The sequence below is a fragment of the Dolichospermum sp. UHCC 0259 genome, from assembly GCF_009711935.1.
GTDB lineage: Bacteria > Cyanobacteriota > Cyanobacteriia > Cyanobacteriales > Nostocaceae > Dolichospermum.
Genome location: NZ_VIKX01000113.1, coordinates 1 through 14316, shown reverse-complemented (window position 1 = coordinate 14316; position 14316 = coordinate 1). Strand labels below are relative to the sequence as shown.

11 protein-coding genes are annotated in these 14316 nt (G+C 37.8%); 9 read left to right on the top strand and 2 right to left on the bottom strand.

The features are described from left to right. Positions 1-69: 69 nt before the first annotated feature. Both psbU and FJR05_RS08840 read right to left on the bottom strand, forming a co-directional pair. On the bottom strand, positions 70-498 hold the full coding sequence (gene psbU / locus FJR05_RS08845) for a photosystem II complex extrinsic protein PsbU (protein WP_168643760.1): 429 nt from the start codon (positions 496-498) through the stop codon (positions 70-72). A gap of 306 nt (positions 499-804) precedes the next feature. Then, positions 805-1536: a DUF3120 domain-containing protein gene (locus FJR05_RS08840; RefSeq protein WP_168643759.1), complete on the bottom strand. Its 732-nt coding sequence runs from the start codon at positions 1534-1536 to the stop codon at positions 805-807. Between the two features lie 105 nt (positions 1537-1641). Between FJR05_RS08840 and FJR05_RS27240 the strand changes: the two genes are divergently transcribed. The 9 genes from FJR05_RS27240 (at position 1642) to FJR05_RS08800 (ending at position 14199) form a co-directional block, all read left to right on the top strand. Then, positions 1642-2007 (top strand): Rpn family recombination-promoting nuclease/putative transposase, encoded by a 366-nt coding sequence (locus tag FJR05_RS27240; RefSeq protein WP_254446878.1) that lies wholly within the window; start codon positions 1642-1644, stop codon positions 2005-2007. A 55-nt stretch (positions 2008-2062) separates the two neighbouring features. Then, entirely contained in the window at positions 2063-2551 is a 489-nt protein-coding gene (locus FJR05_RS27235; protein ID WP_254446877.1) for a DUF4351 domain-containing protein, read from the top strand. Between the two features lie 276 nt (positions 2552-2827). Next, positions 2828-3751, top strand: coding sequence for an undecaprenyl-diphosphate phosphatase (locus tag FJR05_RS08830; RefSeq protein ID WP_168643758.1), 924 nt, complete (start codon positions 2828-2830; stop codon positions 3749-3751). Positions 3752-3910: 159 nt separating this feature from the next. Further along, positions 3911-5242, top strand: coding sequence for a TIGR03279 family radical SAM protein (locus FJR05_RS08825; protein ID WP_168643757.1), 1332 nt, complete (start codon positions 3911-3913; stop codon positions 5240-5242). 133 nt (positions 5243-5375) lie between these two features. Beyond that, entirely contained in the window at positions 5376-8291 is a 2916-nt protein-coding gene (locus FJR05_RS08820; protein WP_168643756.1) for a glycoside hydrolase family 10 protein, read from the top strand. A gap of 263 nt (positions 8292-8554) precedes the next feature. Beyond that, the gene (locus tag FJR05_RS08815) at positions 8555-9760 is read left to right on the top strand and encodes an EAL domain-containing response regulator (protein ID WP_168643755.1); all 1206 of its coding nucleotides are present in this window, start codon (positions 8555-8557) and stop codon (positions 9758-9760) included. Between the two features lie 67 nt (positions 9761-9827). Then, a complete protein-coding gene (locus FJR05_RS08810) occupies positions 9828-10244 on the top strand; it encodes a phosphomannose isomerase type II C-terminal cupin domain (RefSeq protein ID WP_168643754.1) in 417 nt (138 codons plus the stop codon). Positions 10245-10454: 210 nt separating this feature from the next. Continuing rightward, positions 10455-13352 carry a diguanylate cyclase domain-containing protein gene (locus tag FJR05_RS27230; protein WP_254446876.1) on the top strand — a complete coding sequence of 966 codons (2898 nt, stop codon included), beginning with the start codon at positions 10455-10457 and terminating at the stop codon, positions 13350-13352. A gap of 13 nt (positions 13353-13365) precedes the next feature. Then, on the top strand, positions 13366-14199 hold the full coding sequence (locus tag FJR05_RS08800; protein WP_254446875.1) for an alpha/beta fold hydrolase: 834 nt from the start codon (positions 13366-13368) through the stop codon (positions 14197-14199). Positions 14200-14316 lie beyond the last annotated feature (117 nt).

The following is a 14316-nucleotide window of genomic DNA, read 5'->3' as shown; positions in this document are numbered from 1 at the left end:
GTAATTATGGCGATTCTGCTAGGTTTAGCTGAAAAATTGGATCCCCAATCCCCAATCCCCAATCCTTAGTTATCTGTAGATACCGTTGTTAATGCGATCGTCGCCTTCGTTGAAGTTAGGCTCGTATTCTGTCACGGTGAACTTGTCTAAGTTAGCTTGCAAACGTTCTTTTTGGCTATCGGTCAATCCTGGCAGATTTAATACATCTTCTACTTTTTCGTAGGGAGCATTAGCCACAATCTTCTTAGCCAAGGTGGGATACAATCCTGGATACTGTTGGAAAGCCCGAATATAGGTATTGTTCAAATCAATTTTCTTACCAAACTCTGTTGCCAACTTCTGATCTGCTTTGTTTTGACGAGCGATCGCTAAAACTGGAACTTGATTTCCCACAAAGCTATTGAAACCAGTAGCTTGGGCTGTCTGGGTAGTTCCCAGTATTCCCAAACAACCTAGCAACAATGTAAATACAGTAAATAAACGCACCAATCCTTTCACGATTTTTACCTCTTTTTTTTCAGGAATAATAAAATTTTGCAGCCAAAAGCTATGAACTATAGGGCATAAGCCGGAAGTTTAAGGGTGTTAGAGCAGTTTCTTTGCTAACTAGATCCTAGTTTCTTCATGGTTTAGCTTCATGGTTTCAGCTTGAGAGCTTGCACAACAGTCATCAAAAACTAATATACAGCGGATCAATATCCATATTATTTACGACTATTTGGTTTGATTTGACTTTTGCCAAAAATCTCACCTCATAGCACCTTTACGCCCATTTTTTGGTGTTTACCCCAATTGATGGGAATTTCACGCCAGAACTGCTGCTAATAAGAAGAGACTGTCTACTAGAATTGTACTCAAAACTGCGCCCCCAAAGGCATACCAATGGCATTGCTTATTGAGTAAAGATCCTATTCCCACTGTCATAAGAATCGCTGCCAAAATGATTGCCCAGCCTTCTCCCCAGGGTGTTTGCACTTGTACTAGGGCATTCTGTAAGATTTGTGAAGCACTTGCTGGATCTGTTCTCATAATTTGTCGCCAATAAGGCATCAAATCTACTAAATAAAAATAAATATCGGTTAAAACCGTTCCTAGTAAAGAACCGAGGTAAAACCAATTGCCGACTTTACCCCAATTTTTCGCTAAACACCACACAGCAAAAGGTAGTCCTAGTGCTTCTATTGGTATATGCCAGATTGGTTCATATCTTAACCAACCCCAATAAATTGCTCCTGTTAACCAAGTCCAGCTAAAGCCAAAGAGTAAATCTCCCCATAAGTAGGTTTGGGGACGTGACATTAACCTCATACTCAGCCACACCCAAAATCCTGTCATTAATACGCTAAGAAGAGGAAGCGATCGCACTAATGGGGCTTCTATGAAAACTGGTACTGATACTAAAAATACTGACGCTAAAAATATTAACCAACTTTGTCGGGAAGATAGGAAACTTGGTAAATGAGGATTTTGCAGGCTGTGATTGATATCTACAGTCGGGTTAGTAGCTGTATAGGCAGAAAATGTATGATTAATCAAAGTTTCTAATATTTGTTACTAAACTTTACTTATCTTCAGAATATCATAACTGAAAATCCCCCAGGGGGGCATCTTGATTATACATGAAATTTATTTTATGGAGGTATGCACTCAAGCCGAATCTTCCTCACCTTCCATACCCTACTATTTGAAATCCTTGGTGAACCCGCACAAAATGCCACAGGTTATAAATTCACATCTGTGGAAGTGAAAGAAAAAGCATTTCGGTTTGATGGGATTTTTATGGCAGATAGTGCAGAAAAACCCATCTATTTTGTAGAAGTGCAATTTCAACCAAAACCGGATTTTTACTGGGAATTAATCGCGGAAATAAATATTTATCTCAATCAATTTAAACCTGTACAAGATTGGCAAGACTTCGGCTTCGCTCAGTCTAGCAGCAGTAGCTTTATTTGCGAAACGGAGTTTAGATGTGGGAGAATTAACTGTTTATCAACAATAATGGATTAATAGCGGCAGAATTAAACGAATTTATTTAGATGAATTACCACCGGGTTCAATTGGGATGGGGTTAATTGAGTTAATTCTCAGTAAGGAGACACAAGCACCAGAATTAGTTAAAACCCTCTTGTCAAGAACTAAGACAGAAGTGGAGAATGACAGAGAAAAACAAGGTATTATAGGGTTGTTGGAGACTGTTTTATTGTCCAAATTTTCACAATTAAGCCGTCAGGAGATAGAAACAATGTTTTTCGTGAATGATATTAAGCAAACACGGGTATATCAAGAAGCAAAGCAGGAAGGGATAGAGGAAGGGAGACAGGAAGGGAGACAGGAAGGGAGACAGGAAGGGAGACAGGAAGGTAAAAAAGATGCAGCAATAAACTTACTACTAAGGATATTATCTAAACGGTTTAGAAAGCTGGAAGATAGTTATATGCAGAATATCAAAGGTTTGAACATAGAACAACTAGAAAAGCTAGGAGAAGCATTGTTAGATTTTACAGATGTTAATGATTTGGAAACATGGTTAAAATCTGAGATAAACAACTAATTTGGGTGAATGGTTTATTTAATTGTCTGTAGTCTGTAGGGTGTGTTAGCGAAAGCATAACGCACCTTATATTTTATCATTTGTTCGCAATCCTAACGCACTCTTATTTAAGGCTTAATATCACCAATCCACTAGAATGGAAAATAATAGGTTAGTTTAAATAACAGCGCAACCTAATTTACTGCGCTGATAAGATTTTGTCTAAACAGACTGACCACAACCAAGTAAAGTTGGATAGTTTGCTATAATTACGCATTGATTTTGGGAGTCTAGTTAATGACAACGATTTTAGAGTTAAATAGTATAAATTTACTATTACCACAACTGTTACAGGTAGGAGCGCCTAGTGAAGTTGCTAGTCAAGTTGATTTGGTGCAAGGAGTGATCCAGGCGTTTTTTTTAGGAATTGTGCAAGGAATTACGGAGTTTTTACCAATTAGTAGTACAGCACATTTAATCATTGTCACAAAGGTATTTGGTTGGAAAGAACTTGGTTCTAAAGATTTTGTTGATGCTATTCAATTTGGGAGTGTAATTGCCATTTTATGGTATTTTTGGGCTATAATTTCTGGTTTGGTGAAAGGTGCAATTACAGCTTTTCAAACTAAAGACTGGGAAAGTGAAGATGGGAAAATTGTTGTGGGGATTGCTGTGGGGACAATTCCGGCTTTAACTATTGGATTTTTATTAAAAGATGTAATTCCCGAAAGTTCCTTGATTATTGCGATTATGTCGGTAATTATGGCGATTCTGCTAGGTTTAGCTGAAAAATTGGGAACTCGTAAACGAGGTTTCGATGCTTTGGAAATTCGAGATGGTATTCTGGTAGGATTAGGACAAACTTTAGCTTTAGTTCCGGGGGTGTCTCGTTCTGGTTCAACTTTAACTACTGGTTTATTTTTAGGGTTAGAAAGAGAAGCAGCCGCAAAATTTTCTTTTTTGTTGGGGTTTCCGACTTTGACGATTGCGACTTTATATAAAAGTTTGAAAATCTTCAAAATGTTTCAATCTGGAGAATTACCAGATAATATTGTAATTCTGTTAATTGTTGGCATTGTTTCTACCTTTATTTTCTCTTATTTATCAATTGCTTTTTTAATCAAATACTTGCAAACTAAGAATACGATGGTTTTTGTTTGGTATAGATTGGCTTTTGGTATTTCTATTTTATTAGCGATCGCTGCCGGTTGGCAAGCATAACTCTGTTATGTAAGAATTCAGGAGTCAGGAGTCAGGAGTCAGGAGTCAGGAGTTCAGGAGTTCAGGAGAAAGAAGAATAGTTTTCACCAATGACCAATGACCAATGACCAATGACCAATGACCAATGACCAATGACCAATGACCACTGACTAATGACCAATGACTACCATTCAACCTGCTAAAATTACCAAGGTGCTACCTGACTCAATTGCGGAGGAAATTGGCTTTACAGTCGGTGATGCAATTGTGGCTATTAATGGCACACAACCTCGTGATTTAATTGATTATCAATTTTTATGCGCTGATGAAATTCTCGAATTAGAAGTTTTAGATGCGACTGGGAAAACCCATCATGTCGAAATTGAAAAGGATTATGATGATGATTTAGGACTAGAATTTGCCACAGCTTTATTTGATGGTTTAATTCAGTGTAATAATCGTTGTCCCTTTTGCTTTATTGATCAACAACCACCAGGAAAACGGACTAGTTTATATTTAAAAGATGATGATTATCGCCTAAGCTTTCTCTATGGTTCTTATCTAACTTTAACGAATTTAACCGCCAGAGAATGGCAAAGAATTGAACAAATGCGGTTATCACCTCTGTATGTTTCTGTTCATTCCACAGAAGCAGATGTGAGAATTAGACTTTTAAAAAATCATCGAGGTGGGGAAATATTATCCCAAATTCGCTGGTTTCAAGAACGAAGATTGCAAATTCATGCTCAAGTTGTTGTCTGTCCTGGAATAAATGATGGTGAACATTTAGAAAGGACATTGCGGGATTTAACATCTTTTCATACTGGAGAAATACCAACAGTAGCATCAGTCGCAGTTGTTCCAGTGGGTTTAACGCGGTTTCGTCCCCAGGAAGATGAATTAATTCCCGTCACAAAAGAAAAAGCCAAAGAGGTAATTTGTCAAGTTAAATTACTCTCCCAGGAATTTCGCAAAAAATATGATTCTAGTGTCGTCTGGTTAGCTGATGAATGGTTTTTAATTGCTGGGGAAGAATTACCCTCGGAAGCTGAATATGAAGAATATCCGCAAATTGATAATGGTGTGGGTTCAATTCGCTTATTTATTAAACAATTTACCCAAACCGCAACTGAGTTATTGCCACCAAAAATTACCAATCAACGCAGATTAACTTGGGTGGTAGGTAATGCAGTAGAAACAGCATTTCAACCATTGGTAGAACAGTTAAATACTGTCGCAGGTTTAGAAGTGAAGATGTGGGCTTTATCTAGCGATTATTGGGGACAAAGTATTAGTGTAACTGGGTTATTAACCGGGCATGATTTACTTTTAAACTTAAAAGGACAAGATTTGGGAGAGGGAATTTTATTACCTAGTGTTATGCTGAAGCATGGAGAACTGATATTTCTCGATGATATGACGGTTGCAGAAGTATCTAGGCAATTAAATGTCAGTATTTTCCCTGTAGCGGGAGTTGAGGAATTAATCAATACTTGTCTTCAAGAGGATTGATAATTCACAAAAGTCTTTCTGATATCAGGGAACAGGGAACAGGGAACAGGGAACAGAAAAATCAACTGTGTAATTAATTCTGTCCCATTACCTAACAACTGACAACTGACAACCAACAACTGACAATTAACTAATGAATAAAAAGACAGTCGGATTCATTATTTTAAATATTAACCTGTTCCTGTTTAATGTCTGGGGAGTATTGCCAGCAAAAGCTATTAGCGATTCTCCTGTATTCAGTGTGGTTAATAGCCAGAATAATCCTGAAGAATGGCAAGGAATTAGCAACCGCTTACAGAAACTTAATATAAAATATTGTGTGATTCCGCTGAGTCAAGTTAAAGATAAGACTGATTGGGGTAAAGTGCCAGTGTTATTTTTACCTAATATAGAGGTATTGACAACGGAACAGGCGATCGCCTTAGATCAATGGGTAAGTCAAGGTGGATATTTAATAGCTAGTGGCCCAGTGGGTAACTTATCCACCCCAGGAGTTCGTCAATTATTACGAAAACTTCTAGGAGGTTATTGGGGATTTAGCTTCAACACCATTGAAAATTTACAACCCACAAACACGACTATTCCTGATTGGATAAATCAAAAAGAACTATTTGGTGCAATTCGCGGTGGTGTGATTATTCCTAATAATTCTACTATTCAAACTCCTGTAACTTGGAACTCCCCAAATCAGCCACCAGCAATATTAACAACTGAAAAATCCACCTTGTTAGGTTGGTATTGGGGAAGAGATACATCTGTAGGATTAGACATTGCTTGGTTAAAAGCATCCTTAAATCGTTATTTAAAATTACCAGTTAATAGCAAAAATAAACTAGCAAATCCTGCACCAAACTGTCAACCCACAATAGCTGCTGAACCAAAAAAACCACAAATTAGAGAAAAATTACCGATTATTTCCAAATCCCCACCTCCTAAAAAAAATCCCAAAAAACCCATTGCTACCTCCAAGTTAAAACCCACCAAAAAAATTGTTAAAAAAAGCACCCTTACCTCCCAATCCAAACCTCTTAAAAAAACAACCATTACCTCTCATAGAAAACCTGCTAAGAAAATTGTTAAAAAACCAACAGTTATTTCTCGGCTAAAACCTGCCAAAAAAACTGTTACTTCCAAATTACAACCAAAGCCCAAAAATACAAGATCATTAGTAGTTTCTAAAATTACTAATGAAAATTTTATTGATCCAATTAATCAACTAGAAGAAAATGTCCGCTTAGATGTTATCCCTAATTCTAATCAGCCGATTGATCAAAAAGAAGGAATAGCCCTGCAAAAAGAATTAGAAAATTTGATGGGTAGATTAGAAAGTACCCATATAGCAGCATTAGCTTATAATTCTGCCAAAAATATCAACAATAATCGCACTCATTCCCCACGAGAAAAAGCCGAATCAATCAAAACAGAATCTTTCCAGCCAGAAACATCACCCTCAAACCTAGCAGAAACATTAGTACAAGCGAGAGAAACTGTTAAAAATATCCCCTTATTAATTCAACAAAAAAACTATGCAGCAGTTAGACAGAAATGGTTACAAGCTAAAACAAATTTATGGCAGCAATTTCCCGTCAATCAACGATTAGCACAACCAGAAATTCGAGCAATTTGGCTAGATAGAGGCACTATCGTGAAAGCCGGAAATGAAGTCGAATTAGCCAAAATTTTTGATAAACTAGCAAAAGCCGGAATTAATACCATTTTTTTGGAAACAGTTAATGCCAGTTATCCCATTTATCCTAGTCAGGTAGCACCTCAACAAAACCCTCTGATTCGTGACTGGGACCCCCTAGAGAGTGCGGTTAAACTAGCTCATGCACGGGGAATGGAATTGCACGCTTGGGTGTGGGTATTCGCCGCTGGAAATAACCGTCATAATGAAATTATTAATGTTAGTCCTGATTATTTGGGACCAGTATTAGCTGCAAATCCCGATTGGGCTAATTATGACAACAAAGGTAATATTATTCCCATTGGTCAAACTAAACCTTTTTTAGATCCAGCCAATCCCCAGGTACGGGAATATTTAACCAAATTATATACCGAAATCGTTACTCGCTATCAAGTAGATGGTATTCATTTGGATTATATTCGTTATCCTTTTCAAGACTCTCTTGTTGGTCGCAGCTATGGTTATGGTAAAGCTGCAAGGGAGCAATTTAAACAGCAGACTGGTTTTGACCCCTTAGATATTTCTCCCAGTCAACGGGATTTGTGGCAACAATGGACAGCATTCCGCACCCAAAAGGTGGATAGCTTTGTGGCTGAATTATCACAGACGTTGCGACAAAAACGAAACACTCTGCTTCTCTCAGTAGCCGTTTTTCCCTTACCGGAATATGAACGCATTGAAAAAATTCAACAACATTGGGAGGTATGGGCAAGAAGAGGAGATATAGATTTAATTATGCCGATGACCTATGCTTTAGATACACCTCGGTTTCAAGGATTAGCTCAACCGTGGATTACGTCTACAAAATTAGGTGCTACCCTATTAGTTCCAGGAATCCGTCTGAGGTCATTACCAACTATGGGTGCATTTGATCAATTGCAACTTGTGCGAGACTTGCCAGTGAATGGTTATGCCTTGTTTGCAGCGGAAAATTTTCATCCTGAACTAGAACAAATATTTAATAGTACCCAAGGAATTAGAAATGAACCTATGCCTCAACGTCAACCTTTTCGCACTGCCGCATTTCGTTATGCAGCTTTGCAGAGAGAATGGCAGATAGTAGAAAAAAATGGTCAGCTACCCATATCTGCAATTACCAATGCTGAGTTTGAGAAATTAGATCAGGAGTTAAAAGATGCGTTAAATCAACTAGCATCTGTACCTTCGGCTATTAATTTAATTGCAGCTAGAAAAGCCCTCAACAGCGTCCAATTGCACTTTTCACAGATACCAGGGAAAAATCAAGTCAATCTCTATCAAGTTAAAGTTTGGGAAAATCGTCTTTTAGCTATTGAACGACTCATCCGTTTTGGTGAAAGAAGATTAAATGTGCGTCAAAGGAATGGTATAAATGTTAAATGATGTTTTGGTAACTGGCAAGGTTAACTTGGTCTGATGAGAATATAAACCTATCTATGGAAATCATCAATGATATTTACGAAATTTTCAGTAAATTGGGTATTATCCACGATGTCATGATTTTGGTAAACATTGCTGACTACGTAATATTTCTGAAATTAAATATTAGTTTATAGAGAATTTTTTCATGAATCAAGTTGTTATAGCTTTAAAATTTCCTTTACGTGTTTTAAATTTAAATAATCATAGTAAAAATGAGGTTAGTTATGTCGAAAATTCTAGTTATTGAGGATGAGGAATCAGTACGAGATAATTTATTAGATTTACTAGAAGCTGAGAATTTTGAAACTGTTGCCGCTGCTAATGGTAGAATAGGCTTGGAGTTTGCTATGTTAGAAGCTCCAGATTTAATTCTGTGTGATATGATGATGCCAGAATTAGATGGTTATGGTGTATTAAAAGCGTTGCGTCAAGAGCCATCAACATCAACTATTCCTTTTATTTTTTTGACTGCTAATGCGGCTAAATCCGATTTTCGTCAGGGGATGAATATGGGTGCAGATGATTATCTAACTAAGCCTTTTACGAGGGCTGAATTATTGAGTGCTATTCTGAATAAGTTAGAAAAATATGCAAACTTAAAGAAAACCTGGTTGGCTGGTACTCATAAATTAACACCGAGAATGCAGCTAGTTTTAAATAATTTAACTCTAGCAATAAAAGAGAATAATTTTGAGGGTTTTGAGGTTCATTATCAACCAATTGTTGATATCAATACTGGGAGAATTACTTCCGCAGAAAGCCTGTTGCGATGGCAAAGTCCCGAACTGGGAAGAGTTGCACCACAGGAATTTATTCTTTTAGCCGAGTCTAATGGATTAATTATTGATATTGGTAATTGGGTGTTAAAAACAGTTTGTCAGCAAATGCAAGTTTGGCAAGATATTGGCATTCATGACTTAACAATAGCGGTGAATCTGTCACCTTTGGAATTTAATCAACTAGATTTAATTCCCAAGGTTATCCACTTGATATCTAGCCATAATATTCAATTAAATTTTCTAGAACTGGAATTAACGGAAAGAATGATTATGGAAGATATGAATTTGGCTATAAGTGCTATGCAAAAATTACGTTCTTTAGGGATAAAAATTGCCATTGATGATTTTGGAGTTAGTAATAATTCATTAATGTATCTTAAACAGTTGCCAATGGATACACTGAAAATTGATCGGGATTTTATTCAAAATATTAATGATGATTACCGCAAAGCAGCAATTACCAAAAGTTTGATTCAATTAGGACATGATTTGAATCTAAAAATTATTTCTGAAGGGGTAGAAACTGAGGCGGAATTAGCATTTTTACGGGAAAATAACTGTGATGCAATCCAAGGTTTTATATATAGTCCGGCATTACCTGCGTTAGAATTTCAGAAGCTATTATTCACGAATAAGTCTTTTTCTATTTAGGTGATTGGTAATTGGTAATTGGTAATATAGATTGCTCAAAAATCCAAAATCTAAAATCTAAAATTGTATGAATGAGAACGAAATTGAGATACCATCAAATTTGAGTATAACTTCATCCCATGCCGGCGATCGCATCTCGAAAGAGATAGCACAACCTGAGAATCGCTATTGGGGCTATGTGGAAGTCATCGAAGAAGGGCAAAATTATCGCATCAGCCGGGTGGAAATCAAGCCTAGACACGGTATTAAACCCCAAATCCATTATCATCGTCATGAACATTGGGTAGTCGTTTCTGGCGTGGCTAAGGTAACTTGTGGTGATCATGAAATATTACTCAATCACAATCAATCAACTTATGTACCAGCCGCTACATTGCACAAAGTAGAAAATCCCGGGTCAATTCCTTTAATCATTGTAGAAATACAAAATGGTGAATATTTGGGTGAAGATGATATAGAACGACCGATGGAGGAAATTAGTTAAGCCAATATGCTTGGGGGTATGGTACAAATACAAATTATCCAGAATTATGCACGCAAGAGCCTAAGTCTATTTTAATGTACCAAATATTTTGTCGCTGGAAATATGAATAATCCTGCTATCAACTGGTTCGCAAAAATATCTGCCAAAGTACCGCTCAGAACCTTGTTGATAGTGCCATTTGTTGTGCAAACAGTAGGATTAGTGTCACTGATGAGCTATTTTTTCTGTCAGACTGGACAGGAGGCTGTAGAGAATTTAGCAGACCAATTAATGATAGAAGTAGACGATCGCATCGGGCAACATTTAGATAGTTATTTAGGAAAAGCCCAGGAAATCAACCGCACCAATGTAGATGCTTTTGAGTCGGGAATTTTGGACTTAAATGATTTTAACACCTTGGGTAAATATTTTTATCGTCAGGTGCGATCTTTCAAGTTTACCTACATCAACTTTGGTACTAAAGAAGGGGGATTTATTGGTGCTGGTTATGGGCTGGGTAATAAGTTGGACATTGGAGAAATTCCCCTATCTGATCTGAGTAAAAGCCGCAGCTACTTAGTAGATAATCAGGGAAATCGCCTCAAGTTAGCAGCTACTATCAAAAATCCGCAATACAATAATGCTGCTTGGTATTTAGATGCAGTCAAAGCTGGTAAGCCGATCTGGAGTTCTATTTATACCTGGGCAGATATACCTGATCGCATCTGCATTTCCGCCAGCACTCCTGTCTACGATTCACAAAAAAAGCTGATAGGAGTTCTCGGTATTGATCTTGAACTCTCGCAAATTAGTAGATTTCTGAAAAAATTGGATCTTAGAAGATCCAGTCATATTTTCATTATGGAGCGATCGGGATTGATGGTTGCCAGTTCCGAAGATGAATCTTCAACCCCTATTGTCAATGGTAAAGCTACAAGATTACAAGCCTTAAATAGCCGTGAACCTGTCATCCGCAACGTAACTCAGGATTTAATCCGGCAGTTTGGTAGTTTACAAGCTATCTCTCAATCCCAACTTCTGCGTCCGTCTTTGCCCCAAAAACCCTTTGTCAGAGTTACGCCCTACCGCGACGATTATGGCTTAGATTGGCTTGTAGTGACAGTAATTCCTGAATCGGAATTTATGGCAGAAATTTATGCCAATACCCAGAAAACCTTTTTATTGTGCGGCTTGGCTTTGGTAATTGCCATTGGGACGGGTAGTTTGACCGCCCATTACATAACTAAACCTATTTTACGCTTAAGTCGTGCTAGTCAAGCTCTATCTAAAGGGGTATGGCAGGAGTCTTTATCTGAAGATATAACCATTGTAGAACTTCAGGCTTTAGCAGTATCTTTCAACCAGATGGCCACTCAAGTTAAAAAAACTTTTCGAGAATCAGAAACTAAATTTTCGACTATTTTTCATACCACTCCTGACCCAGTTTGGATTGCGACTTTAGCAGAAGGAAAAATTTTAAATGTCAATGAAAGTTTTTGCCAACTTTGGGGAGATAGTCAAGAAAATATTGTGGGGAAAAGTTGCCTAGAATTAAATGTATGGGACACTTTTGATGATTTGAATTACTTCAGAGAAGCACTAATCAATCAAGGAAGTATACTAAATTTCAAAGTAGTAATTCGTACTCGCTACCAGCAAACTAGAACTGTTCTTATGTCAGCTAGGGTGGAATGTTTGGATGAGCAGGATTGTGTAATTGGTGTGATGAGAGATGTTAGTGATCTCTGTGATGAACTGCGTTTACGCAAACTAGCAGAAGATCACTTGCGAAAGAGTCAGCATTTTATTGAACAGATTGCATATCTAACACCAAACTTACTTTATATTTATGATTTTATTGAGCAGCGTAATGTTTATACGAATCGTTCTGTTGGCGAAATTTTAGGCTATTCTGCCGCAGAAATTCAGGAAATGGGTGCTGATTTGTTTCCTACTATTTGTCATCCTGATGATTTGCATCGAGTCTATGAAGCCATGCAACAATGTTATTATCTCCAAGATTATGAATTCACACAAATAGAGTATCGGATTAAGGATGCTCAAGGTCAATGGCGTTGGCTTTATAGTCGAGATACGGTATTTTCTCGCACTCCTGATGGTAATGTTAAACAGATTTTAGGAACATCACAGGATATCACCGATCGCAAACAAGCAGAGTTAGAACTTAGAAAAAGTCGAGACCTTCGAGAGGCTATTTATAACGAATCTACCGATGCCATTTTTCTAGTTGATGTTCCCAATCCCTTAATTTTGGATTGCAATAGTCGCGCTGTGGAGATGTTTGCAGTTGCCAGTAAAGAAACATTAATTGGTAGTGAGGGGCAAAATTTACAAAAACAGCGATTTACTGATGATGACTTGATGATGATTACTGATGATATCGATAAATCAGGTTTTTGGAGTCGAGAAATAGAATATGTTACTGAAAAAGGGCATAATTTCTGGGGCAATTTAGCAGTAAAACGCATTAATATAGCTGGTAAAACCATTGATTTGGTACGGGTTACGGATATTAGCAAGCGTAAGCAAGCGGAATTGGCTCTACGAGAAGCAGAGTATAATCTGAGATTGGCAAATCAGGAACTAGAAAAACAAGTTAATACTGATGGGTTAACGCAAATTGCTAATCGTCGCTGTTTTGATCATTGTTTGGAGCAAGAATGGCAGAGATTATACCGAGAACAGCAATCTCTATCTTTGTTGTTGTTTGATGTTGACTATTTTAAACGCTATAACGATTCCTATGGTCATCAATTGGGGGATGAGTGCTTGATTAAAATCGCTCAGTCCATACAAGAGATTGTCTGCCGTCCGGCGGATTTAGTGGCTCGCTATGGGGGGGAGGAGTTTGCGGTGATTTTACCAAATACAGATTTGCCAGGAGCTATTGCGATCGCTCAACGGATTCATACTACTATTCAAGACTTAGCAATTCCTCATCAAGCCTCAAAAATAGGTAATTTAGTGACTGTTAGTTTAGGGATTACCAGTTTGATCCCTAGTCCTGAGTTATCACCAATTGATATGATCGAACAGGCTGATCAAGCACTTTACCGCGCCAAAGAACAGGGGCGCAATCAGTCTGTAATCTTTCCTTTGGAGAGGTAAGACACTTGGTATAATGAACATACTTGCTGATGCCTATAAAATGACTCAAAATATTATCCTCCGCAATAATGTAACAGTTTTCGGACAAGGTACACAGCCCATGCTTTTTGCTCATGGGTTCGGGTGTGATCAAAATATGTGGCGGTTTATAACACCAGCTTTCGAGAAGGACTACAAAATCGTTTTATTTGACTATGTAGGTTCTGGAAAATCTGATACTAGTGCCTATAATGCTGAAAAATATAGTAGTCTACATGGTTATGCCCAGGATATTCTAGATATCTGTACAGAATTGGCATTGACGGATGTAATTTTTGTCGGGCATTCTGTTAGCAGTATCATTGGTATTCTCTCCTCTATCCAAGCTCCTCATTTCTTTAGCTCCCTGATTCTTGTCTGTCCTTCACCCTGCTACATCAATGATTTACCTAATTATGTGGGAGGATTTGAGCGCAAAGATATCGAGGATCTACTGGATATCATGGACAAAAATTATATTGGCTGGGCAAGCTTTTTAGCTCCTGTGATCATGAAAAATGAGGATCAACCGGAGCTAACTCAAGAACTGGAGGCTAGTTTTTGTTCAACTGATCCTGTGATTGCGAGTGTATTCGCCAAAACTACTTTTTATTCTGATAACCGCAATGATTTACCCAAGGTAACAATACCTTCACTGATTTTACAATGTGCAGAAGATGCGATCGCTCCTATTGAGGTCGGAGAATATCTGCAACAACATTTACCAGAAAGCACACTACAAATAATGCAGTCCACGGGACATTGCCCACACATGAGCCATCCAGAAGAGACTATTAATATCATCAAACAATATCTTACAGCCAGGTAATTGGTCAGTTGTCAGTTGTCAGTTGTCAGGAAAATATTCTCCCCTGCACCCCTGCACCCCTGCCAGTCAAAGCTGGTAAGCCGATCTGGAGTTCTATTTATACCTGGGCAGATATAC